Origin of the sequence: Streptomyces sp. JH34, assembly GCF_029428875.1 — a bacterium.
GTDB lineage: Bacteria > Actinomycetota > Actinomycetes > Streptomycetales > Streptomycetaceae > Streptomyces.
The window spans coordinates 3782940-3808100 of the sequence record NZ_JAJSOO010000001.1 but is presented as its reverse complement, the minus strand read 5'-3'; the positions used below and the strand labels follow the sequence as shown (position 1 = coordinate 3808100).

Sequence of the window (25161 nt, the reverse complement as noted above, 5' to 3'; positions counted from 1 at the left end):
GGCGGCGGGACTAGGGTGTGCGGATGCCCTCGCTGATCTCACGTACCCCGGGACCCGCCGGAGCCGGGGCAGGAGCACCGGCGGCCGAGCCGTCCCGCCCCGGCCGTGACCCGTTCTTCGACAACGCGAAGTACCTGGCCATCGTGCTCGTCGCGATGGGGCACTCGTGGGAACCCCTGCCCGGCAGCGGACGCCTGGTGGAGACGTTCTACACGTTCGTCTACACCTTCCACATGCCGGTCTTCATCATCATCGCCGGGTACTTCTCGCGCGGTCTCGAACTGCGGTCCGACCGGGTGTGGAAGCTCGTCACCGGCCTGGCCGTGCCCTACGCGGTCTTCGAGGTCGGCTACACCCTCTTCGAGCGTCTCACCGGCTCCCCGCAGTTCCCGCTGAGTCCCCTCACCCCCTACTGGCTGCTGTGGTTCCTGCCCGCCCTGTTCCTGTGGCGCCTGACCACCCCGTTCTGGGAGACGGTCCGGTGGCCGGTGGCGGTGGCCCTGGTCGTCGCGGCCATGGGGGCGGTGACCAGCAACATCGGCGGGGACCTGCAGATGCAGCGGATCCTCCAGTTCCTGCCGTACTACGTCCTGGGCCTCCAGCTGCGGCCCGCGCACTTCGACTTCGTACGACGCCGGGCCGTGCGCATCGCGTCCGTCCCGCTGTGCCTGGTGGCCCTGGCCGCCGCCTACTGGGCGGTGCCGCGCTCGACGACCTCGTGGTTCTTCCGCCGGTACGGCGCCGAGCAGCTCGGTTCGCCGGCCTGGTCGGGTGCCGTGGTGACCCTGTGCCTGTTCACCTGCGCCGTGGTGCTCAGCGCCTGCTTCCTCGCCTGGGTCCCGAACCGCCGTCTCTGGATGACCGCGCTGGGAGCGGGCACGCTGTACGGATACCTGCTGCACGGTTTCGTCATCAAGGGCGCCGTCAAGCTCGGTCTCTTCGAGCTCGACGTCGTCTCCACCCCGCCGGGCCGGATCCTGGTGTCCGTCGTCGCCGCAGCCGTGGTCACGTTCCTCTGCAGCCCGCCCGTACGGCGCGTGTTCCGGTTCGCCGTGGAGCCCCGGCTCGGCTGGGCCAGGACGCCGAAGCGGACGGCCTGACGCACCGCACCCCCGGGCCGGACGGCCTCGGGGGTGCGGTGCGTGCGGGGAAGGACCGCCGGCTACGCGGCCTTGTTCGTCCGGCGCTGCGCCGCCGCGGCACGCGCCTCCGGCGTCGGGGTACCGGCGTTGGAACGTCGCCCCTGCCCGGGACGCGCACCACGCCGGCCGCGCGGACGGGAGCCGTTGCCCTTGCCCCGCTCCGCAACCGGCGAGCTGATGATCACGGGCACCCCGGACGGCGCCTGGGCCCCCGTGATGCGGTTCAGCTCGGCCTCGCCGGAACGGACCTGGGCGACCTGCGGCGTGATCCCCGCATCGGCCATCAGCCGGGTCATGTCGCGACGCTGGTTGGGCAGCACGAGCGTGACGACGCTGCCCGACTCCCCGGCGCGCGCGGTACGCCCGCCGCGGTGCAGGTAGTCCTTGTGGTCGCTGGGCGGGTCGACGTTGACGACCAGGTCGAGGTTGTCGACGTGGATGCCCCGGGCGGCGACGTTCGTGGCGACCAGCACCGTGACGTGACCGGTCTTGAACCGGTCGAGGGTGCGGGTGCGCTGCGGCTGCGACTTGCCGCCGTGCAGCGCGGCCGCCCTCACTCCGCTGTTCAGCAGGTGGTCGGTGAGCTTGTCCACGGCGTGCTTGGTGTCGAGGAACATGATCACCCGGCCCTCGCGGGCGGCGATCTCGGTGGTCGTCGCGTACTTGTCGGCTCCCTGGACGTAGAGCACGTGGTGCTCCATCGTCGTCACCGCACCGGCGGCGGGGTCCACCGAGTGGACGACCGGGTCGTGCAGGTAGCGGCGGACCAGCAGGTCGACGTTGCGGTCCAGGGTGGCCGAGAAGAGCATCCGCTGGCCTTCGGCGTTCACCTGGTCCAGCAGTTCGGTGACCTGGGGCATGAAGCCCATGTCGGCCATCTGGTCGGCCTCGTCGAGGACCGTGATGGCGACCCGGTCGAGCTTGCAGTCGCCGCGCTCGATGAGGTCCTTGAGCCGGCCCGGGGTGGCGACCACGACTTCGGCACCCCCGCGCAGCGCGCTGGCCTGGCGGCCGATCGACATGCCGCCGACGACCGTGGCGAGCCTGAGCCTGAGGGAGCGGGCGTACGGCGTGAGCGCGTCGGTGACCTGCTGGGCCAGTTCCCGGGTGGGCACGAGGACCAGGGCCAGCGGACGGCGCGCGTCGGCGCGGTTGCCCGCGGTCCGGGCGAGCAGGGCCAGACCGAAGGCGAGCGTCTTGCCCGACCCGGTGCGGCCTCGGCCCAGGACGTCCCGTCCGGCGAGCGAGTTCGGCAGGGTGGCCGCCTGGATGGGGAACGGCACGGACACGCCCTCGGCGGCCAGTGCCGCCAGCAGGGGCTCCGGCATGTCCAGGTCCGCGAAGGACTCGGCGGCGGGGAGGGCGGGGGTGATGGTCACCGGCAGGGCGAACTCACCCGTGACGGCGGAGGAGCGGCGGCCGTAGCCGCCGGAGCGCTTCGGCCCGCCGGAGCGGCCCTGCGACCCCGGGGCGCCCGGCCGGCCGGAACCCGCGGAGCGGAATCCGTTGGCGGTGCGGCTCCCGGCGGATCCGCCGGAGCGGGTCCGAGAAAATCGGTCATTCGTGCGAGCTGTGCGATCGCGGTTCAACTGGGAACCTTTCCCTCGAATGGCACGTATCGAGGGATTCTTTCCGGGCGGCTGCAGCCAAGTACGGCGCCAAGAATCGCAAGAACGAGCCGATGAAATAAAGAAGAACGAAGTCTGCCCACCGGATGAACATTCCGGATTCGGCACTCCATCATGACTGCATATAACCGCCGGGCCATGACCTGAACACACCAGGAATTCCTACTCCGTGGAGTGGACCGGCCCCGGCACGGCCGGGAAAACACAACGAGCTGGGACCCGCACCCCAAGGTGCGGGCCCCAGCTGCGTCGTACTACCTGACGATCAGGCAGGGGTGATGTTCTCGGCCTGCGGGCCCTTCTGGCCCTGCGTGACGTCGAAGTTGACCTTCTGGCCTTCCTGCAGCTCGCGGAAGCCCTGGGCAGCGATGTTCGAGTAGTGGGCGAAGACGTCGGCGCCGCCGCCCTCCTGCTCGATGAAGCCGAAGCCCTTTTCCGAGTTGAACCACTTCACGGTACCGGTAGCCATGTCTTTTCTCCTTCGGGGCGTTGCTCGTGGGCCCACACCGTGCGGGCCCTACGTCGCCGCAAATGATTGCCCCGTCCGGAAGAGACCGGAAATACAAAAGCGCGCCCACCGGAGTGAATCCGGCGAGTGCACTTGAAGTTTTGGGAACCACAACTGCAACTGAGATCAACAGTAGCACGATTCGGTCACAAGTGAGCTGTAGTCCATATCACTGCGGCACGCTCCGCCGAGAACGGTATAAACTCTCACCGCTCATTACGCGTATTTCTGTGCCCGCCGAAACAGATATGCGTCCGTGCGCCGCTCAGGAATCGGTGCCGCGCCGGCCGGCCGACGGCCGACGCAGTTCCTCGTTGAGGCGCAGGGCCTCCTCGAGCTGGTCCTCCAGGATGACGATGCGGCAGGCGGACTCGATCGGTGTGCCGGCGTCCACCAGCTCGCGGGCCCGGGCGGCGATGCGCAACTGATAACGCGAGTAGCGGCGGTGACCCCCCTCGGAGCGCAACGGGGTGATCAGTCGGGCCTCGCCGAGGGCCCTGAGGAAGCCTGGCGTCGCACCGATCATCTCGGCGGCCCGCCCCATGGTGTACGCGGGGTAGTCGTCGTCGTCGAGACGGTCTGTGGCACGCGACGGGGATTCCGGGGGCATCTGCACCTCTTCTGCTGCGCACCGGGCCACTGATATGACCTGGCTGCACGAGAAAGCCTAGGCGTACCGATAGGTCATGTCTATTGCCGCTGAATCAGGTTTCCTCCGTTCCCGTCGCCGCCCGGGCGTGAGCATGTGCGGTACGAGGCCCGCCGGCAGCGCTCCGTAGCGGCGGGAACACCCCAACAGGGCTGACCAGCCGGTCAGTTGTCGGCAGACCGGCGAGCGGTCATACTGCACGGGTAGCCCTTCACGCATCCCCCGTCGTGAAGGGCTACATCGACGCCCGGCCGGTGATGCAGCCCGGCGCGCGCGGACTGGAGCACACACGGCATGAGCGGCACCGGCACGACCACGACGGTGGCACGCACGGTCACCGACGTCCTGCAGCCCCGCAATGTGCTGCTCGTCGGCATGCTCGCCATCGGAGTGGCCTCGGCCGGTGACTGGACCGGCCTCCCCTGGGGTCTTCTCGGCGCCGTCTGCGCGGGCCTCGTCCCCGCCGGCTACATCGAGTGGGAGCGCGGGCGCGGCACCTGGGGCGACCGCCACGTGGTGGACCGGACCCAGCGGGCGCCCGTCTTCCAGGTGATCCTCGGTTCACTCGGCACCGGCGCGCTGATCATGGTCCTCGGCGACGCGCCCTCCGGCATCCTGATCGCGACGGTCTCGCTGTGGGTCATGACGACCGTGCTCCTGGCGGTCAACACGGTCTGGAAGATCTCGGTCGACTCGGCTGTCGCGTCGGCCGTCGTCGCCCTTCTCAGCGTCGCGCACTCCCTGTGGTGGCTGTGCGCGGGTGGGGCGGCCCTCGCCGTGTGCTGGTCGCGAGTGGCACTGCGCTACCACTCGGTGGCCCAGACGGTCGCGGGAGCCGCAGCCGGGGCGGCGACGGCCGCCGGCTTCCTCTTCGCCTGACCCACGTGGCCGGACAGCCGGGCCGCCCGCGCGGGCGCCCTTTCACCCTGGCACGCGGGACGGCCCCGATTGCGGTCCCGCCCGGAAGCCGGTTACGTGGGAGAAGGGGCCGCGCAGCTATGCGACCGGAGGCCATGGATGCCCAGGAGAGCCGCGAATTCCAGAATCGGCCTGCTCATGAGTCTCGGCAGCAGCGCGATCGCCGTGGTCCGCGCCGTCAGACAGCTGCGCAGGGCCCGGGGCGGCCAGGGCAAGCTGACCGCCGCGAACACCGCGGCTGGGCTTCTGCCCCTGGTCACATCCGCCGTGCTCGTCCTGCGGCGGCTGCGCGGGCGCTCCCGGCGGCCCTCGGGGTGACCGGCGGCCCTCAACGCGGCTCCCGCACCGCCCCGGCCCGCTCCCGCAGTGTCTCCATCACCCGGGCGCTCAGCAGCTCGTACTCCTCGCGGAGCCGTACGATCTCCGCCGGCCGTTCCACGGCGACGCCGCCGGTCACGATCTCGTGCGGGGCGAACTGCTCCCGGGTCAGGTCGATCTCCAGGATCCCGCCCAGGCGGTTCCACCAGTGGAAGTCGACGCGCTCGCCGTCGACCCGCACCTCGCCCCGGATCAACTCGCCGCCCAGCAGGTCGTTGACCACCAGGGCGGTGACACCGCACTGGTCACGGGCCGGATTCCCCGGATCCCAGTACTGCCGGTGCACGGGTGTGGTCGTGTCCGCGCTCCAGCTGCTGCGGACGGCGGCTTCGATGTCGGTGAGGAGCAGGGGTCCCATGCGGTGAATCCTCGCACCGGCCGCTGACAGCGCCCCGGGCGAAGGTTCCTCCCACCCGCGACTCCCTTACGCGGAGGGGGCGTTCAGCTCCTCCGGCTCCGCGAGACGAGTACCGCGATGTCGTCCTCGGCCGTGTCCGCGAACCGGTCCACGACCTCCCCCAGCAGGTCGTCGAGCCCGCCGCCGACGGGCAGCGTGAGCTGTGTGAGCCGCTCGATCGAGACGTCGATGTCCTCGCCCCGGCGTTCCACCAGCCCGTCGGTGTACATGAGCAGCACCGTCCCCGGGCCGCACGGCACCACGGTCGTCCGGTAGCCGCCGAAGCCCGTACCCAGCGGGGGCCCCGCATCCAGCGGCGCCACCCGTGCCCCGGACGCTCCCGGGTCGATGAACACCGGGGGCGGGTGGCCCGCGCTGGCCACCTCGCAGACCCCCTCCCGCCGGTCGACGACCGCGACTAGACAGGTCGCCGCCCGGTCCAGGCCTGACTGCTCCACCGCCCTGTCGAGCCGTTCGAGAACGCGGTGCGGCGGCTGGTCGTCCTCGGCCATGATGCGCAGCATCGAGCGGTAGTTGCTCATGGCGACCGCGGCCTCCACCCCGTGGCCCATCACGTCGCCCATCACCTTCAGGTGGCGCCCGCCCCGCAGCGGGATGGCGTCGAACCAGTCGCCACCCACCAACGCGCCCTCCCCCGCGGGCAGGTAGATCGACGCGATCTCGATGCCCGGGTCCGGCTCCCGGGGCTCGGAGAGCAGGGAACGCTGGAGCTCCCGGGCGATGCGGTGCTCGTGGGTGTAGCGGTGGGCGTGGTCCACGTCCACCGCGGTGCGGCCCGCGAGCGTCCTGGCAACGACGACGTCCAGTCCCTCGGTGAAGGGGGGAGAGGCGCCGGCCCGGAGCAGGCTGAGCACACCCAGCGGCCGTCCCCGCGTGGTGAGCGGTACGGCGACCGCCGAGTGCAGGCCGATGGCGCGGTAGGCGCCGACCCGTTCGGGGGTGGGCGCGGAGCGGCTGAGCTGCTCGTCCCCGTACAGGTTCTCGATCACCGGCTCGTCGGCGGCCAGGCAGCGGGGCACGGCCGCGTCCGCCTGGTAGTCGATGTCCGTGCCGGGTCCGCCGAACTGGGCGATGGGGTCGGCGAGTCCGGGGACGGAGGCCACTCCGGCCCGCCGCAGCCGCAGCACTCCGGACGGCGGTTCACGCCGGGGGTGCCCGTCGGTCCCGGGGATCATCTCCACGACGGCGACGTCGGCCATCACGGGCACCACGAAATCCGCGAGTTCCTGGCAGGTGGTCTCCGCGTCGAGCGTCGTACCGATGCTGACGGCCGCGTTGTCGAGGAGCCTCAGGTAGCTCCTGGCCCGCAGCAGTTCCTCCCGCTCGTCGCGGGTGGCGGTGATCTCCTGGGCGATCAGGATCAGCCCACGTGCCCGCCCGGCCTCCTGGAGGCGGTGGCAGGCGCCGCGCCAGCAGCGCCGCTTCACGACGGAGTCCGCCCAGGTCCGCCCGCTGGTGGTGAGGTCGCGGGGCCGTCCGTCGGCCAGCACCCGGCGCAGGACGTCCGGCCGGACGTCGACGTCCGGCAGGACCTCTCCGACGGTCCGGCCCAGATGCGCCGCGGCCGGCACGCCGTTGAGCCGTTCGAGTGCCGGGTTCACGTACACGTAGCGCAGTTCCTCGTCGAACACCGCCACCCCTGCCGGGCTCCCGCCGACGAGCGCGTCCAGCACCGCCACGTCGACGGGCGACGGGTCGGCGTGCTCTTCGGCCTGCAACGGAGCCTCCAGAGGGATGCGTACCCGGCGGGTGCGGAGAGGCCGGCCGGCGTCCGGCCCTCATCCTCTGCCGCCGCGCACCGCCCCGCATCTCCGCGGGCGCCGCCCGACGGCGTCGAGTCTGTCCAGGGACAGCGTGCCCTCGGAGGCCGCCGCGCCCGGCGGCAGCCCGAACGCCGCCTCGACCCGCCTGGGCACCGGTGCCATCCCCAGCAGCCCCGTGACCAGCAGCCCCGCCAGGTGGTGCCAGGCCGGAGCCCTGCGGATCATCGCGTGGTCACTGCCCGGGATCGTCACCAGGCAGGTGCGGGCACCCGCGCGGCGTGCCCGGGCCGTGAGCGACTGGGACGCCAGGGGACTCGTCACCCGGTCCCGGGTGCTGTGCAGCAGGACGACGTCGCGCCCCGACAGCTGCGTCACCGGATCGCCAGGCGGACACCACGGAGCGAGTCCGACCACCGCGCGGACCAGCGGATGCCCCGCGGCGTGGAGGGCGGCGCGGGCGCCCATGGAGTGGCCGAGGAGGACCACCGGGATGTCTCCCGCCTCGCGCCGGAGCGCGTCGAGCGCGTGTACGGCGTCGTGCAGCGGGTCCTCGCGGGACCCGTTCCAGCCGCGGTGCGTGTAGCGGACCCGCTGCACGCGTACGCCGGAGTCCCCGCGCACCGCGCGGGCCACGACGCGCGAGACCGGCAGCATGCGCAGACCGGGCAGGTTCAGGGCGCCGGGTGCCGGTGCCTCGAGGCCCGTCTCGTAGCCGCCGTGGAGGATGAGCACCGCTGCCGACGGCGTTCGTACGGCCACACGTACCTCCAGATCGAGGTGCCGGGCTCCGGCGCCCGCGCACTGCTCCATATTCGGTGCCGGACGGCGTACGGATGGGCCGAACGTGTCGATGCGTGGAAAGTGCCGTTCACTGTACGAGGCACGGAGATCCTCCCGTACGCGACCCAAGGAGCCACGACATGGCGTCAGGACCTCGAATCGGCAGCCCCGCACCGGACTTCACCCTTCCCGGAGGCGTACTCACCGACGACACCTTCGAGCGTCGCGACCACACGCTCTCCGCCGCGCGCGGCCGGGCCGTCGTCCTCGCCTTCTACCCCGGTGACAACACGGCGGTCTGCACCAAGCAGCTCTGCTCCTACTCCTCGGGCCTCGAGACCTTCGAGGGGCTCGACGCCGAGGTCTGGGGGATCAGTCCACAGGATGTGGACAGCCATGAGTCCTTCGCCCGCGGGCACGGGCTGCGCATGCCTCTGCTGGCCGACACGGGACGGGAGACGGCCCGGACCTACGGGGTCACGGCGCCCGGCATCGGGGTGCGCCGCTCCGTCTTCCTGATCGGGCCGGACGGTGTGCTGCGGTGGAAGCACGTCGCCCTGCTCGGCGCCACGTTCCAGTCGCTCGACACGCTCGCCGAGCAGCTCTCCGGCATCAGGAAGCCGTGAAGACTGCCGGGTTCCGGCAGTACCCCCGGCGGACACCGTATGGGACCATTCAGCCAGTTCGACGGAAATATTTCGGGGGATTTCCGAACACCGGGGGAGTGATCACATGACCGTCCTTCTCGGTCTGGGCATCGCGGGAATCGTTCTTCTCGCCCTCTCACTGATCTTCGACGGAATCCTCGAAGGCCTCCTCGGTGACGCGCTGGGCGGACTGCTGAACGGTTTCTTCGACGGTCTGCTGTCCCTGCCCGTCATCGCCGGCTTCCTCTCCATGCTCGGTTTCGGCGGCGCGATCGTCCTCGGCACCACGGACGTCGGCACCCCGGTGGCCGTCGCGGCCGGTGCCGCGGCGGGCGTCGTCGCGGCCTGGCTGACCTGGAAGTTCAGCCAGGCCCTGATGCGGGATCAGACCACGGCCACACCACGCGGCGACGACCTCGTCGGCACCTCGGGATCCGTCGTCACGCCGATCCCGGCCGACGGTTACGGCGAGGTCCTGCTGCGGCTCGCCGGCCAGACCGTGAAGTTCGCCGCGAAGAGCGCCGTCCCGGTCGAGCGAGGTGCCGAGATCTGGGTGGAGGCCACCCTCTCGACCTCCTCGGTCACGGTCCGCCCCGTCGAGCGCTGAGCACCACCGGGCCTCAAGCCCGTCCGAAAGCCGTACACACCGCCGTCCCTTCGGGAGGGCAAGGGGGAGCACCACCTATGAGTCCAGTAGTGATCGCCGTCATCGGAATCGTCGTACTCCTCGTGCTCCTGGCACTCGCCGTGATCACGCGGTACAAGGTCGCGGGGCCCAGCCAGGCCTTCATCATCACGGGACGCCGAGGCAAGAAGTCCACCGACCCGGTGACCGGCCGCACCAGCATCGACAACAGCGGCCAGAAGGTCGTCGTCGGGGGCGGCGTCTTCGTCGTCCCGTTCGTCCAGCAGAAGTTCACCCTGGACCTCTCCAGCCGGCACATCCCCGTCGCCGTACGCGGCGCCGTCACCCTGCGCGGCGTGAAGTCCAACCTCGAGGGCGTCGCGATCGTCAAGGTCGGCGGCAGCGAGGACGCGATCCGCGCGGCGGCACAGCGTTTCCTGCAGCAGCAGAACGGCATCGTGGGCTTCACCCAGGAAGTGCTGTCCGGAGCGCTCCGCGCCATCGTCGGCCGTATGTCCGTAGAGGACATCATCCGTGACCGCGCCGCGTTCGCCGGACAGGTCGCCGAGGAGGCGGAGGCCAGCCTCTCCGGCCAGGGCCTGATCCTGGACGCCTTCCAGATCCAGGACATCACCACCGAGGGCTCGTACCTCGAGGACCTCGGCCGGCCCGAGGCCGCCCGCGCCAAGCAGGAGGCCGACATCGCCGAGGCGATCGCCCGGCGTGCCTCCGAGCAGGCCCGGCTGAAGGCGGCCGAGGAGATCGCGATCGCCGAGCGGACGTTCTACCTCAAGCAGGCCGAGATCAAGGCCGAGACCGAAGCCGCCGCCGCCAAGGCCAACGCGGCCGGCCCCCTCGCCGAGGCGGCCCGTCAGCAGGAAGTCCTCGCCGAGCAGGAGAAGGTCGCCGAGCGGCAGGCGGCCCTGACCGACCGCGAGCTCGACACCAAGGTCCGCAAGCCCGCGGACGCGGCCCGCTACCGGGCGGAGCAGGAGGCGGAGGCCCGTCGCATCGCCCAGGTCAAGGAGGCGGAGGCCGACGCGGAGCGCTCCCGGCTCACCGGCCAGGGCGAGAAGCTCCACCGCTCGGCCCTCGCCGACGCCGTGCGCATCGAGGGCGAGTCCGAGGCCGCCGCCATCGCCGCGAAGGGCTCCGCGGAGGCCGAGGCCATGCAGAAGAAGGCCGACGCGTTCAAGCAGTACGGCGACGCGGCCGTCCTGCAGATGCTGGTCGAGGTGCTCCCGCAGGTCGTCGCCAAGGCGTCGGAGCCGCTGAGCGCCATCGACAAGATGACGGTGATCTCGACGGACGGTGCCGGCCAGCTGACCCGCACGGTGGCCGACAACGTGGCCCAGGGCCTCGAACTCCTCAACTCCACCACGGGTGTCGACCTCGGCGCCCTGCTGAAGAACCTGCAGACCGAGGCGGGCGGCACCGCGCCGGCAATCCCCGCGCCTGCGGCCGACGGCGAGAAGATCGAGATCAAGGACTGAACCACGCGTCCCGTGTGCCCGGCCGGTGGCCTTCCACCGGCCGGGCACATCCATGTCCGGTCCGGTCCTCGTCAGCCCTCGGGCCCGGCCGTCCCCGGACGGCCGTCATGTCGTACCGGGAGGGCCGGCCCTGGCGGGCCGGCCTTCCGTGTCCGCACGGGAGCGACTGCTCACCGTGCGCTGCCGGTGGCGGCCCCTGAGCGTGCGGGCCACCCGGTCCGGTCGTCAGCCCCGTCACCGTCCTGCGAACACCATGGCTCCGGAACTCCACCACCGCACCGTCCTGCGGGTACTGCCACCCGGCGGTCAAGCTCCTGCCGGGTGCCCCGGTCACTCGACCACGAAGGCGACACTAATCCGGCAGACAGTGGATGTCTATCGTCGCCACGACAGGTTTTCTGTCCGAACGGATGATGCACTTCTGCCGCCGTCGCTGTTCGAATTCGCGACCGGAACGGGTGCGGAAGTAGTAGATCCCGTCCCAGCGGGCAGGTGGTGTGTCCAGGCAACGAGTGGCACGACCGATCACAGGTGGGGTGTACGCGCATGACGCACACGAAGATCCCCGACACCTCGACGCCCTCCGCACGGACCGTGGTGGGCGACAGCACGGACAGCATCCACTGGGCACGCAAGGCCGCCCGCACGTTCACCGACCGGCTCTCCCCCGCCCCGGACCCGGCCCTGGCCGACACCCTCGTCCTCGTGGTCTCCGAACTGGCCACGAACGCGCTGCGCCACGGCGGCGGCCGGTTCACCCTCCGGCTCTCAGCCGGGCCCGGCACCGTGACCGCGGCGGTCAGCGACCCCAGCCCGGCTCCCCCGCACGCGCGGACGCCGGACCTCGACGGCGCCACCGGCGGCTTCGGATGGCACATGGTCCGCCGTCTCACGCAGGCCCTCACCGTCACGCCCGGCCCGGGGTCCGGCAAGACGGTTTGCGCCCACTTCGCGCGATAACGCCGCCTCCGCGTTCCCCGCGAGCGTTCCCTGCCCCCGCACGGCGTCCTCCCGATTCCCGTACGCACACATGGGCGGTTTTCGCGGCCGGATAAGGTAATGGGCGACTAAAGAGATCACCAAAAGCGTCGCCCCGCCGCCGCGCGCTTCTCGGGAGGAAGCCATGGGAACCCACCGCACGTCGCTGCCAGGAGTCGGCGTCCAGTACGACTACACCACCGAATCCGGCCAGCACATCTCCGTGGTCGTGCATCACGACGGGCGGCGCTTCCTGGGGTTCTACGAGAAGGACGACCCAGATTCGTGCCTGCTCTCCGTGCCCCTGACGACCACCGAGGCCACCGGCCTTGCACACCTCATCGACGCCGCGCCCATCGACGCCGTACGGACCGAGGGGATCGATCTGGTCACCGAGCACATCCCGCTCGGAACCCGGTCCCCGTACGGCGGGCGGCTGCTCGGGGACACCCGGGCGAGGACGCGGACGGGCGCCTCGATCGTGGCGGTGCTGCGTACACACAGCGCGCACCCGTCGCCGGGTCCGGACTTCCGGCTGGCCATCGGGGACACGCTCGTCGTTGTAGGAACGCGTGAGGGCGTCGACACGCTCTCCGAGATCATTGCGGAGGGCTGACCGTGCACGACACGACCGCACTGCTGGTGGAGCTGGGCTCCGTCATCCTGGGGCTCGGCATCATCGGCAGGTTCGCCGGGCGGATAGGCCTCTCGCCGATCCCCCTGTACCTGCTGGCCGGTCTCGCGTTCGGGGAGGGCGGTCTGCTGCCGCTCGGCGCCAGTGAGGAGTTCACCGCCATCGGGGCGGAGATCGGCGTCATCCTCCTGCTGCTCCTGCTCGGGCTGGAGTACAGCGCGTCCGAGCTCGTCACCAGTCTCAAGACGCAGTACCCGTCCGGGGCCGTCGACTTCGTACTCAACGCGACACCCGGCGCGGCCGCCGGCCTGATGCTCGGGTGGGGTCCCGTGGGGGCCGTCGCGCTCGCCGGGGTCACCTGGATCTCGTCCTCGGGCGTGATCGCCAAGGTGATGACCGACATGGGCAGACTCGGTAACCGCGAGACGCCCGTCATCCTCGGTGTCCTCGTCATCGAGGACCTGGCCATGGCCGTCTACCTGCCGCTGCTCACCGCGATGCTGGCCGGTGTCGGTCTGGCCGGCGGCAGCATCGCCCTGCTGATCGCGCTCGGCACCGTCGGTTTCGTGCTGTACCTGGCGCTGCGTCACGGCCGGCTCATCAGCCGCGCGGTGTCCTCCGACAACCCGGAGATGCTGCTGCTCGTCGTCCTCGGGCTCACCGTCCTGGTGGCCGGGGTGGCCCAGCAGCTGCAGGTGTCCGCCGCCGTCGGCGCCTTCCTCGTGGGCATCGCCCTCTCCGGCGAGGTCGCGGAGGGCGCGCGCAAGCTGCTGACGCCGCTGCGGGACCTGTTCGCCGCCGTGTTCTTCGTGTTCTTCGGGCTGTCCACGGACCCCGCCGAGATCCCGCCGGTCCTGCTCCCGGCGGCGCTGCTGGCGATCGTCACGGTCTTCACGAAGATCGGCACCGGCTGGTACGCCTCCCGGCGGGCCGGGATCGGGCCGCGGGGACGCTGGCGCGCGGGCGGCACGCTCGTCGCGCGCGGGGAGTTCTCCATCGTCATCGCCGGTCTGGCCGTGGCGACGGAACCCCGCATCGGTCCCATCGCGACCGCGTACGTGCTGATCCTGGTGATCGTCGGCCCCCTCACCGCCCGGTGGACGGAGCCGGTCGCCTCGAAGCTGCAGGCCGTACTGGCGGGCAAGGGGAAGAAGCCGGCCGTCGTGGACGACCGGCCGATGCCGTCGCACGACGACCTCACGCCGGAGCACGCCGGGCGCGACTCCGACTGAGAGCACCCCGCTCCGACCCTCCGGCCGAGGAACCCGGCCGGAGGGTCAGAGCGGGGTGGCCGCGTGGAGGATGCCGACGAGCGTCACCGTCGCGTTGAGCGACGACAGCGCCGAGGCCGCCGTACCCACCGTCGCGGTCACCGCCGCCACCGCCAGATGTGCCGAGGCCGGGGGCCACAGCCCGGCCGGGGGTTCCGGGTCGAGCAGCGCCGCCACCCGGCGCGGCACGGGGCCGGCGGCCGCCGCGAAGCCGGGGAGCACGGCGGGCCCCGGCTCCCGGTGCGCGGACAGGGCCGCCTTGCCGACCGCCGTGGCGACGTCCCGGCGGCTGCCGACCGCGTACGCCGCCTCCTCGTCCGCCCAGCGTTCCGTGCTGTACGCCACGGCGGTGCGCAGCGGCAGGAGGAACGGGTTGGCCCGCGCGGCCAGTTGCGTCGCCAGCAGGTAGCGGTGGTGACGGCCGGCCAGGTGGGCGCGCTCATGGGCGACGAGGGCCCGCCGTTCGCGGGGGTCCAGGCACTCCATCATCGCGGTGGAGACCACGACCCGTCCGTCGTACCCGCGCCCGCGCCGTCCCGGTAGGGCGTACGCGAACGGGTCGGGGGACGGAATGACGGCGAGGTCCCCGGTGCCGCCGCTCCCCGGCACCGGCCCCACCGCCTGGGCGGCGCGGATCCGGGCCCTCGTGTGTCGCAGCAGGGTGCTTCCGCAGGCCGCCAGGACCGCTCCCAGGACCCCGATCGCGATCAGGCCCGCCTTCTCCTCGTAGGGCACCGCGGCACGCACCTCCGGGTCCGACCACCCGTCGGGCAGCGGATTGCCGGGCAGCTGGGCCGTGCCCACCACCATGAGCAGGGCCAGGCACAGCGTGCTGCACAGGGCCAGCGTCGACCCCGTGACGGCCAGCAGGCGCGTGGCGCTCCTGGGGTGCAGGTGCTGCTCGGCGAGGCGCGCCATGGGCAGTGCGGTCAGCGGCAGGACGAGTGGCAGGTAGACGAAGACGCCCATCGTGGTGGCTCTCAGCCTTCCGGAGCCGCGGAGTCGCCGGGGTCGTCGAGGCCGTCCGGGCCGCCCGGGCCGTCATCGGAGGGGCCGACCGCGCGGGAGAGCAGCGCGCGGAGTCTGGCCTCGTCGCCCGGGGACAGCGCGGAGACGAAACGGGCCAGGACGGCCTCCCTGTCCCGTTCGCCGTCCAGGACGCGGCGCATGCGCAGGGCGGCGAGGCCCGCCTCGTCGGACGCCGGGGTCCAGACGTAAGAACGGCCCTGCCGGGTGCGGGTCACGGCCTTCTTGGCGTAGAGGCGGGAGAGGATCGTGATGACCGTGGTGTAGGCGAGATCGCCGTCGAGGTGCTCCTGCACCCAGCCGGCCGTCGCCGGGCCGCCCGCCGAGCTCAACACCGTCAGGACCTGGGACTCCAGCTGTCCCTGGGCGCGCCTGGGCAGCCGGGGCCCCTCCTGGGCGCCGCCGTCGTCCGTACCTGTGGGCCTGTTCATCCGCCGCATCCTACTGAGTGGCCGATTACCGCTGCGTCCTCCGTCGTGCGTCGGTTGTCCGCCCATACATCTTCTACACGGCTGTAGAGTTCGACCGGTCACCGCATCACTGGCAACGCACTTATGGAGACGTCATGGCCCTTTGGGATCGGATCAAGGAATCCGCGTCGACGATGCAGACGCAGCTGGAGGCGAAGAAGAACGACCTGAAGAGCGGGGCGTTCCGGGACGCGAGCATGGCCATGTGCGCCCTGGTCTCCGCCGCCGACGGTTCCATCGACCCGTCCGAGCGGCAGCGTGTCGCCACCCTGATCGCCACCAACGACGTGCTGCAGAACTTCCCCGCTGACGATCTCCAGCGCCGGTTCAACGACTACGTGAACAAGCTGACCGCGGACTTCGCCTTCGGCAAGGTCAGCGTGCTCCAGGAGATCGCCAAGGCGAAGAAGAAGCCCGCCGAGGCGCGTGCCGTCATCCAGATCGGCATCGTGATCGGCGGCGCGGACGGCGACTTCGACAAGTCGGAGCAGGCCGTCGTGCGCGAGGCGTGCTTCGCGCTGGACCTGCCGCCGCACGAGTTCGACCTGTAGGACCGTGACAGGGTGCGGCCCATGCCGACGGGCCGCACCCGCACCGGGTCAGAGCTCCTTCGCCGGCCAGTCCAGCAGCCGGGCGCCGATCACCGCCGTCTGCAGTGTGTAGCGGTGCATCGGGTCGGACGGATCGGATCCGGTCAGCTGGTGTATCCGCTCCAGCCGGTACGTCAGGGCGCGCACGCTGAGCGACAGCCGACGGGCGGTCTCGGCGGCGACGCAGCCCGCGTCGAAGTACACGGCCAGCGTCCGCAGCAGCGGTTCCGCCCCGCCCCGCGCCTCCTTGAGCGGGCCGAGCTCGCTGCGCACCAGATCGGCCATCGCCTGCCGGTCCCTCGTCAGTACCGGGTAGACCAGCAGGTCGGCGGCGTACAGGACGGGGTCGTCGAGCCCCATCCGCTGCGCCAGGTCGAGGGCGTCGAGCGCCTCGTCGTAGGAGTGGACCACCCCGCCGGGGCCGCGGTGCGGGCGGCCGACCGCGACCTGGTGGCCGTCCGTCGCGGCGTGGGCCTGCTTGGCGAAGTACCGCAGGACGTCCGGCTGACTGCCGGGAGCGATGCAGACGAGGCGCCCGTCCTTCGTGGTGAGCAGGATCTTCCGCCCGCTGAAGCGCGCGAGCAGGGCCGCCTCCACGTTCCGGGGCACGGCGTCCGACTCGGTGTACGCCTCGGGTCCCGCCGCCACCGCGACGGCGTGCGCGCGCGAGAGCCGCAGCCCGAACCGGGTGGCGCGCTCCGCGAGTCTGCCCAGGTCGCTGCGCCCGTACAGCAGGTCGTCGATGAACTCCCGCCGCGCCGCCTCCTCGCGCCGCACGGTCAGGCGCTGCGCCCGCTCGAAGCCCTCCGCGAAGGCGTCGACCACCTGCTCCACGGCGCCCAGCACGGAGTCGGTGGACGACGAGCGCGCCGTACCGTCCGGCCAGGCGGCGCGGGTCTCCGCGAGGTGGCGCCGCACCAGCGCCCGCAGCTGATGTCCCGCCTCCGCGGCCTCACGGCCGAGCGTGCGCCGCGTCTCCAGCTCCTCCCGGGTGAGCCGGCGACCGGTCTCCGCGACGTCGGACAGGATGCGGGCATAGCCCTCCAGGAATCTCTCCGAAATCTCGGGCTCCGCCACGACGCACTCCTCCGTACACGAACAAACTGTCCTCCCGTCAACGCACGGAGGCGGGTGCCGGTGCCCGGCAGGCGCGAACCGTCAACCCTGCCGGATTCCGGCAATGCGCCGGGACGGCCCCGGCTGGCACGATCGGCCCAGCAACACACGGGGGAAGGCACGGGGGTCACGGGGGACCACGGGGGAAGAAACCGGTTGCTGCGGGGCCGTTCGCGGCGTCGCGGCGCCGGTACCCCGGCCACCCGCGCACCCGGCCGTACGCAGTCAGGTGGAACGGGGGGGGCACGACCGATGAGCGAATTCCTTTCCGCGGCCACCACCTTCCCGGCCGTCGTCCTCGGCGCCGCACTGGTGGTCGTCGTCTGCTTCTGGCTGCTGGTGCTGGCCGGAGCGGCCGGGCCCGACTCCTTCGACACCGACCTCGACACCGAAGCGGTCGGCTTCGGCGGGGTGCCGGTCTCCGTGTCGGTTTCGCTGGTCGTCGTCCTCTCCTGGTTCACCTGCCTGACCGGCTCGGTCCTGGTGCTCAGCAGCGGAGTCACCGGCACCGCACGGGCGTTGCTCCACCTCGCCGTCCTGGCGGGGGCACTTCTGATCGCCTGGGGGGTGGTCCGCATGCTGGTACACCGGTTCCGCCGGTTCTTCCCCGCGGAACCTCCTCCATCCCGGCGGGACTTCGTGGGTCAGATCTGCACGGTCCGCACGGGATCCGTCAGCGCCGACTTCGGTCAGGCCGAGGTCGCGGCCGCCGACGGGTCGACCGCGATCGTGCAGGTACGGCAGGCGCAGGTGCCGTCCACGCCGGGTGAGGTGCTCACCTCCGGCAGCACGGGGCTCCTCTACGCCTACGACGCCGACGGCGAGTTCTTCTGGGTATCGCCGTACGACGCGGCGCTCGCCCCGCGCCCCCGGCCGCGCAAGGCCGTCTGACCCGCCTTCACGCTCTCCGGGCCCCCGGGCCCGTGGTTCCGCGTGCCGTCACACGGGTGCGCGCCTTCGACTCCGTATGTCCCACCAGCCGCCAAGGACTGTCATGGATGCCATCTCCTGGGGCATCGGCGTGCTCGTCGCCGTTGTCCTGCTCATCACCGTCGCTCTGGTCTTCGTCGTCACCCGTCTCTTCCGCAAGGTCGAGCAGGGGAAGGCGCTGATCATCTCCAAGACCAAGAAGGTCGACGTCACCTTCACCGGCGCGGTGGTCCTGCCGGTACTGCACAAGGCCGAGACCATGGACATCTCGGTGAAGACCATCGAGATCCGCCGGACCGGGCGTGAGGGCCTGATCTGCCAGGACAACATCCGCGCCGACATCCACATCACCTTCTTCGTCCGCGTCAACAAGACCGTCGAGGACGTCATCAAGGTCGCACAGGCCATCGGCACGGAGCGGGCGAGCGACAAGGCCGCCGTCCAGGAGTTCTTCGCGGCGAAGTTCTCCGAAGCCCTCAAGACCGTGGGCAAGCAGCTCGACTTCGTCGACCTGTACACGAAGCGTGAGGAGTTCCGGGACCGGATCATCAGGGTCATCGGGACCGACCTGAACGGCTATCACCTCGACGACGCCGCGATCGACTTCCTCGAGCAGACGCCCATGGCGCAGCTCGACGGCGCCAACATCCTGGACGCGCAGGGCATCCGGAAGATCACCGAGCTGACGTCGATCGAGCACGTGCGGACCAACGAGTTCCAGCGCACCGAGCAGAAGGAGATCACCCGGCAGGACGTCGACGCCCGGGAGACCATCCTGGAGCTGGAGCGCCGACAGGCCGAGGCCGAGATCAAGCAGCGCCGCGAGGTCGAGACGCTGCGGGCCCGCGAGGAGTCGGCCACCGCCCGGGTGCAGGAGGAGGAGCGGCTCGGTTCGCAGAGCGCGTTCATCCGGACCGAGGAGCAGCTGGGCATCCAGCGGGAGAACCAGGCCCGCGAGGTCGCCGTCGCGCAGAAGAACCGTGAGCGGGTCATCGCGGTGGAGAACGAGCGCATCGAGAAGGACCGGCTGCTCGAGGTCATCGGGCGTGAGCGCGAGACCGAGCTGAACCGGATCGCCGCGACGAAGGAGGTCGAGGCGGAGCGCCGTGAGGTCGCGGACGTGATCCGGGAGCGGATCGCGGTGGACCGCACGGTCGCCGAGCAGGAGGAGTCGATCCTGACGCTGCGGTCCGTCGAGGAGTCGGAGCGCACCCGTAGGTCCGTGATCATCGCGGCGGAGGCGGAGGCCCAGGAGAAGCTGGTCAAGGACATCAAGGCGGCGGAGGCGGCGGAGGCCGCGGCGGTCCATCTGGCGGCCGAGCAGCTGACGCTCGCGGACGCCCGGCTGAAGACGGCCGACCTCGACGCGCAGGCGAAGCTGCGGCTGGCGGAGGGCATCCAGGCGGAGAACGCGGCGGCCGGGCTCGCGGAGGTCCAGGTCCGTGAGGCCGAGGCCGAGGTCACCGAGAAGGCCGGCCTCGCGGAGGCGCAGGCCACGGAGGCCCGGCTCAGGGCCGAGGCGGAGGGAGCGCGTCTGAAGGCCCTGGCGGTCGCCGAGGGCACGCAGGCACAGGCGTCCGCGGACGCGGCGGTGATCGGAGAGAAGCTGAAGGCCGAGGCGGAGGGGCTCACGGAGAAGGCCGCGGCGATGGCGGCACTCGACGACGCCTCGCGGGGGCACGAGGAGTACCGGCTGCGGCTGGACGCGGAGAAGGAGATCCGGCTCGCGGAGTTCGAAGTCCGGCGCCAGGTCGCGGAGGCACAGGCGACCGTGCTGGCGACGGGTCTGGAGAACGCGGACATCGACATCGTCGGAGGCGACTCCGTCTTCTTCGACCGGCTGGTGTCCTCGGTCTCCCTGGGCCGGAGCGTGGACGGCTTCGTGGAGAACTCGAAGACCGTGCAGGCACTGGCGGGGCCGTGGCTCGACGGTCAGGGGTCGTTCACGGACGACCTGACCCGGGTCCTGGGATCCCTGTCCTCCGGAGACGTGCGGAACCTGACGGTGTCGGCCCTGCTCACCCAGCTGATGCGGTCGCCGGGGGCGGCCTCGGGGCAGGTGAAGCAGCTGCTCGCCGCGGCGGAGGAGCTGGGGCTGGCGGGCATGACGGTCTCGTCGCTCACCGGCGCGCCCTCGGCGAACGGGACGGCCCCCGTGCCGCCCGCGCGGAACGGGGCGGCCGCCGTGTAGGGGCCGGGCCAGGCCTCCGGGGGCCGCGGCCTTGGGAAGAGGGCCGCCCCGCGACGTGGGCGGGCGGCCCGGGTTGTCGGACACATCTCGTAGGGAGCAGTGCGCATGGACCGCGACATCACCTTCACCGATGCCGACGCGGATGCCTACGAGGTGCTCCGGCGAAGGCTCCGGGAGCAGGCGGACGAACTGGTCCGGCGGGCCGAGGCACTCGACGCGCGGCGGACCGGGGAGTTCGGCTCCGCCGGACTGCGACTGCTCGCCACCGAGCAGGTGCACACGGAGCACGCGTCGGTGGCCCGCGATCTCGTCCCCGTGGGCGGACGCCTGCTGTTCGGCTACGAGCGCGGCCCCGGCTCGCGCGAGGAGGCGGACGTCGGTGACGTGCTCGTCCTGCGCGAGCCCGGCCTGGAGGAGTCGGAAGCAGGTCTGCTGGACGACGAGGCCTTCGTGCGCGAGTTCTCCGGCCTGCACCGCTACTACCGCGACGCCCGGCTGCTCCGGCTGCGACGCGTCAACGGCCGGCTGCTGGCCGTGTTCCGCACCGGGGAGACCGCCGAGGACATCCGCGTCCTGCGCTGGGCGCTCGGCCCGGACGGTACGCCCGGGGCGTTCCTGGACGCCCGGGGCGAACGCGACCACGTCTTCCCGCCCTCGCACGACTTCGAGTGGACGCCTGCGGGCCGGGACGCCCACAGGCCCGGCAGGCACCCGCACATCGCCGTCCTGGACACGGTCTTCGTGGACACGCTGGGCGGCACCCTGACCGTCAAGACCGCCGACGACACCGAGTCCCCCGACGGCATCCACGAGGAGCCCGTCGACGAGCCGCTGCAGTCCCTGGCGGACGCCGCCGTCGAGTACGCCGTGGCGGGCCCGCTGATCCTGCTGCGGGTGCGCCCGTACAAGGAGGAGGCCTGGCGGCACCTGGTCTTCAACACCCTGCTGTCCACCGTGCTGCGGCTCGACGCGATCGGCCCGTCCTGCCTCCGGCTGCCCGAGGACCAGGGGATCATCTTCCCCGGCGGCTACTACCTCACCACCGGCAGGACCAAGACCTTCGACACGGCGGGGGAGTTCGGCGACCCCGTGCTCGAAGGCACCGTCCGCTCGCCCGACGGCGAGGACGTGCTCCACGTCTTCCGGTCCCGGGACGAGAACCGCACCCTCCTCCTCCCCTACAACCTGATCCGCCAGGAGGTCGCCACCCCGCTGCTCGGCCGGGGCCACGCCCTCCTCGACGACGGCACCCTGATCCTGCTCAAGGACGGCGCCGACGGCCCGGCGCGGGTTCACCCGCTGCAGCGCTGGCAGACCCCCTACGTCTCCGACACCTACGCCGCGTCCCGTCCCCCCGGCACGGGACCGATCGCCCGGACCGGCAACGCCGACCTGGTGCGCGGGATCTCCGACTGCCTGGCCCTGGCGCACGGCGTACGGGACATGACCCCGACGACCGCGGTGTACAGCAGGCTCGTCGCCGACTGCGTCCGCGCGGGAGACCGTTACCACTGGCTCGCCGATCCCGCACTGGGCGCGCTCGCCGAGCCGCTGGAGGAGCTGGGAGCCACCGCCCGCCAGATCCTGGCCGAGTTCGAGACGGTCCGGGAGCTGACCGGACAAGCCGCCGCCGCCCTCGACGAGGCGGAAACCGGGCTCGCCGCCCTGGTCCGCCGGATCCGGGGCGAGACCCCGAGCTCGGCCGCCGCGTGGATCGACGGACTCACCGAACTGCGCCGGTCCCACGGACGCCTGGCGACTCTGGCCGACCTGCGGTACGCCGACACGGACCGCGTCGCCGCGCTCCGCGAGGAGAACGGACGCGAACTGGAGTCGGCCGCACAGCGGGCCGTCGCCTTCCTCGCCGGCGAGGACGCGTTCGCCGGGTACCACGAGGACCTCGGACGGATCACCGGGGCCGCCGGAGGGCTGGAGACCGTCGCCGAGGCCACGGCGGCCGGGGACCGTCTGACGGAGATCACGGAAAGCCTCGGGACGGTGACGGACGTGGTCGCCGGGCTGGACATGGGTGACGCCACCGTCCGTACGTCGGTCCTGGAGCGGATCGCCGAGGTCCTGGGCGGGGCCAACCGCGCCCGGGCGACGCTCGGCGCCCGGCGCGGGGAGCTGGTGGCCCGGGAGGGGCAGGCCGAGTTCGCCGCGGAGTTCGCCCTGCTCGGACAGGCCGTCACGGGAGCGCTCGCCTCGGCGGACTCCCCCGACTCCTGCGACGAGCAGCTGGCCCGGGTCCTCCTCCAGCTGGAGAACCTGGAGTCGCGCTTCGCCGAGTCAGGCGACTTCCTGCTGCGGCTCGCCGAACGCCGTACGGAGGTGTACGAGGCGTTCTCGGGCCGGAAGCAGACGCTGCAGGACGCCCGGGCCGGCCGCGCGGAGCGGCTCGCGGAGTCCGCGGCCCGGGTCCTGGAGACCGTCTCGCGGCGGCTGACCACGCTGGAGGACCTGGACGCCGTCCACACGTACTTCGCCTCCGACCCCATGGTCGCCAAGGTCCGCCGGACCGCCGAGGAGCTCCGCTCCCTCGGCGACCCGGTGCGCGCCGACGAGCTGGACGGCCGGCTGAAGGCCGCCCGGCAGGAGGCGGGACGCGCCCTGCGCGACCGGGGCGAGCTGTACGCGGACGGCGGTTCGGTGCTCCGGCTGGGCCGCCACCGGTTCGCGGTGGACAGCGGGCCGTTCGATCTGACCCTGGTCCCGTCCGGGGACGGGATCGCCTTCGCGCTCACCGGCACGGACTACCGGGCGCCGGTCACCGACCCGGAGTTCGCGGCGACCCGTGCCCACTGGGACCAGCTGCTGCCCTCGGAGACGCCGGACGTCTACCGCGCCGAGCACCTGGCCGCCCGGCTCCTGGACGAGCACGGCGCGGACGCGCTCGCCGGAGCGGATCTCCCGGTGCTCGTGCGGGAGGCGGCAGCGGCGGCGTACGACGAGGGCCATCAGCGGGGTGTCCACGACGAGGACGCCCTCGCCGTCCTGACCGTCCTGCTGCGGCTGCTCGCCGGGGCGGGCCTGCTGCGCTTCCCGTCCTCGGTGCGCGCGGCGGCACAGCTGTTCTGGGCGCACGAGACCGACGACGACCTGCGGACGTCCTGGGCGCGTCAGGCCACCTCGCTGGCGCGCGCCCGCGACACCTTCGGCCTCGCTCCGGCCATCGCCACGCTCCAGGCGGAGTGGGCGGCGGCGATGGGGGCGCGGCACGAGGTCGCCGCGTACCTCTTCGAGGAGTTGGCCGGCGGTCCCGCCGGATTCGTCACGAGCGCCTCGGCCCGCACGCTCCTGGACAAGTTCCGCCGCGCCGTCGGTACTTCGGCGTACGACGAGGACCTGGCCGCACTCTCCGGGGACCTCACGGCCCGGCGCGGACTGGTGGAGGGCTGGCTCGGCTCGTACGCCGCCGCGAGCGGCCCGGACGTGGACGACGGGGACCTCGCGGAGGCGGTCGCCGTGGAGCTGTGCCCGGAGCTGGAGCGGTACGACTGCGACGCGCCGCTCACCGCGACCGTGGTGGGACTCCTCGGCGACCACCCGCGCGTGGAACGGGGGCGGCTTCGGGTCCGGCTGGACGAACTGCTCGCGCGCACGGCCGATTTCCGGGCCCGCACCGTGCCGTCCTTCCGCGCCTACCAGCGGCTGCGCACCACCCTGGTCGCGGCGGAACGCTCCCGGCTGCGGCTGGACTCCCTCCGGCCGCGCGCCATGGCCGCCTTCGTCCGCAACCGGCTGCTGGACGAGGTGTACCTCCCGCTCATCGGCGACAGCCTGGCCAAGCAGCTGGGCACCGCCGACGCGGACCGGCGCACCGACTCACAGGGCCTGCTGCTGCTCACGTCGCCGCCGGGCTACGGCAAGACGACCCTCGTGGAGTACGTCGCGGAGCGGCTGGGGATGGTCCTGGTCAAGGTCAGCGGACCGAACCTCGGTCACGGGGTGACGTCCCTCGACCCGGCGCTGGCGCCCGGCGCGACCGCCCGGCAGGAGGTCGAGAAGATCAACTTCGCGTTCGAGGCGGGCGGCAACACGCTCCTGTACCTGGACGACATCCAGCACACCTCGCCGGAGCTGCTCCAGAAGTTCATCCCGCTCTGCGACGCCACCCGTCGCGTCGAAGGGGTGTGGGACGGGCAGACCCGCAGCTACGACCTGCGGGGGAAGCGGTTCGCCGTGGTGATGGCGGGCAATCCGTACACCGAGTCCGGCGCGCGCTTCCGGATTCCGGACATGCTCGCCAACCGTGCGGACGTCTGGAATCTCGGCGACGTCCTGAGCGGCCGGGACGAGGTCTTCGCCCTGAGCTTCGTCGAGAACGCCCTGACCGCCAACCCGGTCCTCGCCCCACTCGCCGCCCGCTCCCGGAGCGACCTCGACCTGCTGGTGCGGCTCGCCGCCGGCGGTGTTCCCGCCGCGGGGGCCGGACAGCTGGAGCACCCGTACGCTCCTGCCGAACTGGACCGGATCCTCTCCGTACTGCGCCATCTGCTGACCGCCCGGGAGACCGTGCTCGCGGTGAACGCGGCGTACATCGCCTCGGCCGGGCAGTCGGACGCCGGCCGCACCGAGCCGCCGTTCCGTCTGCAGGGCTCCTACCGCGACATGAACAAGATCGCGCAGCGGATCGTGCCCGTGATGAACGACGAGGAGCTCGCCGCCGTCATCGACGACCACTACGCCGGGGAAGCCCAGACGCTCACCACGGGCGCCGAGTGGAACCTGCTCAAACTGGCCGAGCTCCGGGGCACGCTCACCCCGGACCGGGCGGAGCGCCGGCAGGCGGTCGTCTCCGCCTACCTGCGCGTCCAGGCCCTCGGCGGCCCGGAGGGCGATCCCGCCTCGCGTGCGGTCGGGGCGCTCGGGTTGCTGGCGGACCGGCTCGCGGCGGTCGAGGCCGCCATCGAGCGGGCCGCGGGCCCCCGCCGCCCGGACGCGGGTCCACGTCCCCGTCACGCGATGATCACCGACACGCCCGACTGAACCGGAGGTGGCAAGGC

The 25161-nt window shown here is 72.0% G+C and carries 22 protein-coding genes; 13 read left to right on the top strand and 9 right to left on the bottom strand.

What is annotated here, in order from left to right; genetic code table 11:
• The first annotated feature begins 23 nt into the window (after positions 1–23).
• A complete protein-coding gene (locus tag LWJ43_RS16920) occupies positions 24–1100 on the top strand; it encodes an acyltransferase family protein (RefSeq protein ID WP_277333069.1) in 1077 nt (358 codons plus the stop codon).
• Between the two features lie 62 nt (positions 1101–1162).
• On the opposite strand, the gene LWJ43_RS16915 is transcribed toward LWJ43_RS16920, so the two are convergent.
• The 3 genes from LWJ43_RS16915 to LWJ43_RS16905 all read right to left on the bottom strand — a co-directional run bounded on the left by LWJ43_RS16915 (position 1163) and on the right by LWJ43_RS16905 (position 3888).
• On the bottom strand, positions 1163–2731 hold the full coding sequence (locus tag LWJ43_RS16915; RefSeq protein WP_277333068.1) for a DEAD/DEAH box helicase: 1569 nt from the start codon (positions 2729–2731) through the stop codon (positions 1163–1165).
• A 304-nt stretch (positions 2732–3035) separates the two neighbouring features.
• A complete protein-coding gene (locus LWJ43_RS16910) occupies positions 3036–3239 on the bottom strand; it encodes a cold-shock protein (protein WP_014155340.1) in 204 nt (67 codons plus the stop codon).
• Between the two features lie 304 nt (positions 3240–3543).
• Positions 3544–3888 carry a MerR family transcriptional regulator gene (locus LWJ43_RS16905; RefSeq protein WP_277333067.1) on the bottom strand — a complete coding sequence of 115 codons (345 nt, stop codon included), beginning with the start codon at positions 3886–3888 and terminating at the stop codon, positions 3544–3546.
• A gap of 333 nt (positions 3889–4221) precedes the next feature.
• Here LWJ43_RS16905 and LWJ43_RS16900 point away from each other — a divergent pair, with 333 nt between their 5' ends.
• Both LWJ43_RS16900 and LWJ43_RS16895 read left to right on the top strand, forming a co-directional pair.
• Positions 4222–4806 (top strand): hypothetical protein, encoded by a 585-nt coding sequence (locus tag LWJ43_RS16900; protein ID WP_277333066.1) that lies wholly within the window; start codon positions 4222–4224, stop codon positions 4804–4806.
• A 177-nt stretch (positions 4807–4983) separates the two neighbouring features.
• Positions 4984–5163, top strand: coding sequence for a hypothetical protein (locus LWJ43_RS16895; protein ID WP_277333065.1), 180 nt, complete (start codon positions 4984–4986; stop codon positions 5161–5163).
• 10 nt (positions 5164–5173) lie between these two features.
• On the opposite strand, the gene LWJ43_RS16890 is transcribed toward LWJ43_RS16895, so the two are convergent.
• The 3 genes from LWJ43_RS16890 to LWJ43_RS16880 form a co-directional block, all read right to left on the bottom strand.
• Positions 5174–5581: a YunG family protein gene (locus LWJ43_RS16890; protein ID WP_277333064.1), complete on the bottom strand. Its 408-nt coding sequence runs from the start codon at positions 5579–5581 to the stop codon at positions 5174–5176.
• 83 nt (positions 5582–5664) lie between these two features.
• Entirely contained in the window at positions 5665–7359 is a 1695-nt protein-coding gene (locus LWJ43_RS16885; RefSeq protein WP_277333063.1) for a SpoIIE family protein phosphatase, read from the bottom strand.
• A 60-nt stretch (positions 7360–7419) separates the two neighbouring features.
• A complete protein-coding gene (locus LWJ43_RS16880) occupies positions 7420–8163 on the bottom strand; it encodes an alpha/beta hydrolase (RefSeq protein WP_277333062.1) in 744 nt (247 codons plus the stop codon).
• 161 nt (positions 8164–8324) lie between these two features.
• Here LWJ43_RS16880 and LWJ43_RS16875 point away from each other — a divergent pair, with 161 nt between their 5' ends.
• The 6 genes from LWJ43_RS16875 to LWJ43_RS16850 all read left to right on the top strand — a co-directional run bounded on the left by LWJ43_RS16875 (position 8325) and on the right by LWJ43_RS16850 (position 13793).
• Entirely contained in the window at positions 8325–8810 is a 486-nt protein-coding gene (locus LWJ43_RS16875) for a peroxiredoxin (RefSeq protein ID WP_277333061.1), read from the top strand.
• A 106-nt stretch (positions 8811–8916) separates the two neighbouring features.
• Positions 8917–9438 carry a hypothetical protein gene (locus LWJ43_RS16870; protein WP_277333060.1) on the top strand — a complete coding sequence of 174 codons (522 nt, stop codon included), beginning with the start codon at positions 8917–8919 and terminating at the stop codon, positions 9436–9438.
• Positions 9439–9515: 77 nt separating this feature from the next.
• Complete coding sequence (locus tag LWJ43_RS16865; RefSeq protein ID WP_277333059.1) at positions 9516–10949, top strand: flotillin family protein; 1434 nt, start codon at positions 9516–9518, stop codon at positions 10947–10949.
• 546 nt (positions 10950–11495) lie between these two features.
• The gene (locus LWJ43_RS16860; protein WP_277333058.1) at positions 11496–11909 is read left to right on the top strand and encodes an ATP-binding protein; all 414 of its coding nucleotides are present in this window, start codon (positions 11496–11498) and stop codon (positions 11907–11909) included.
• Positions 11910–12072: 163 nt separating this feature from the next.
• Positions 12073–12543 (top strand): cation:proton antiporter regulatory subunit, encoded by a 471-nt coding sequence (locus LWJ43_RS16855; protein ID WP_277333057.1) that lies wholly within the window; start codon positions 12073–12075, stop codon positions 12541–12543.
• 2 nt (positions 12544–12545) lie between these two features.
• Complete coding sequence (locus LWJ43_RS16850) at positions 12546–13793, top strand: cation:proton antiporter (RefSeq protein WP_014155328.1); 1248 nt, start codon at positions 12546–12548, stop codon at positions 13791–13793.
• A 45-nt stretch (positions 13794–13838) separates the two neighbouring features.
• Here the strand turns inward: LWJ43_RS16850 and LWJ43_RS16845 are convergent, their stop codons facing one another.
• Positions 13839–14801, bottom strand: coding sequence for a M56 family metallopeptidase (locus LWJ43_RS16845; RefSeq protein ID WP_277333056.1), 963 nt, complete (start codon positions 14799–14801; stop codon positions 13839–13841).
• Positions 14802–14812: 11 nt separating this feature from the next.
• Positions 14813–15289: a BlaI/MecI/CopY family transcriptional regulator gene (locus tag LWJ43_RS16840; protein ID WP_277333055.1), complete on the bottom strand. Its 477-nt coding sequence runs from the start codon at positions 15287–15289 to the stop codon at positions 14813–14815.
• Between the two features lie 134 nt (positions 15290–15423).
• Between LWJ43_RS16840 and LWJ43_RS16835 the strand changes: the two genes are divergently transcribed.
• Positions 15424–15879, top strand: a complete 456-nt coding sequence (locus tag LWJ43_RS16835; protein WP_147958667.1) for a tellurite resistance TerB family protein — start codon at positions 15424–15426, stop codon at positions 15877–15879.
• A gap of 48 nt (positions 15880–15927) precedes the next feature.
• On the opposite strand, the gene LWJ43_RS16830 is transcribed toward LWJ43_RS16835, so the two are convergent.
• Complete coding sequence (locus LWJ43_RS16830) at positions 15928–16995, bottom strand: PucR family transcriptional regulator (protein WP_277333054.1); 1068 nt, start codon at positions 16993–16995, stop codon at positions 15928–15930.
• 291 nt (positions 16996–17286) lie between these two features.
• Between LWJ43_RS16830 and LWJ43_RS16825 the strand changes: the two genes are divergently transcribed.
• From LWJ43_RS16825 to LWJ43_RS16815, 3 genes are all read left to right on the top strand, one after another.
• Positions 17287–17925, top strand: a complete 639-nt coding sequence (locus LWJ43_RS16825) for a hypothetical protein (protein ID WP_277333053.1) — start codon at positions 17287–17289, stop codon at positions 17923–17925.
• Between the two features lie 103 nt (positions 17926–18028).
• A complete protein-coding gene (locus LWJ43_RS16820) occupies positions 18029–20155 on the top strand; it encodes a flotillin family protein (protein WP_277333052.1) in 2127 nt (708 codons plus the stop codon).
• A 105-nt stretch (positions 20156–20260) separates the two neighbouring features.
• Positions 20261–25144, top strand: coding sequence for a DNA repair ATPase (locus tag LWJ43_RS16815; protein WP_277333051.1), 4884 nt, complete (start codon positions 20261–20263; stop codon positions 25142–25144).
• The last annotated feature ends 17 nt before the right edge of the window (positions 25145–25161 follow it).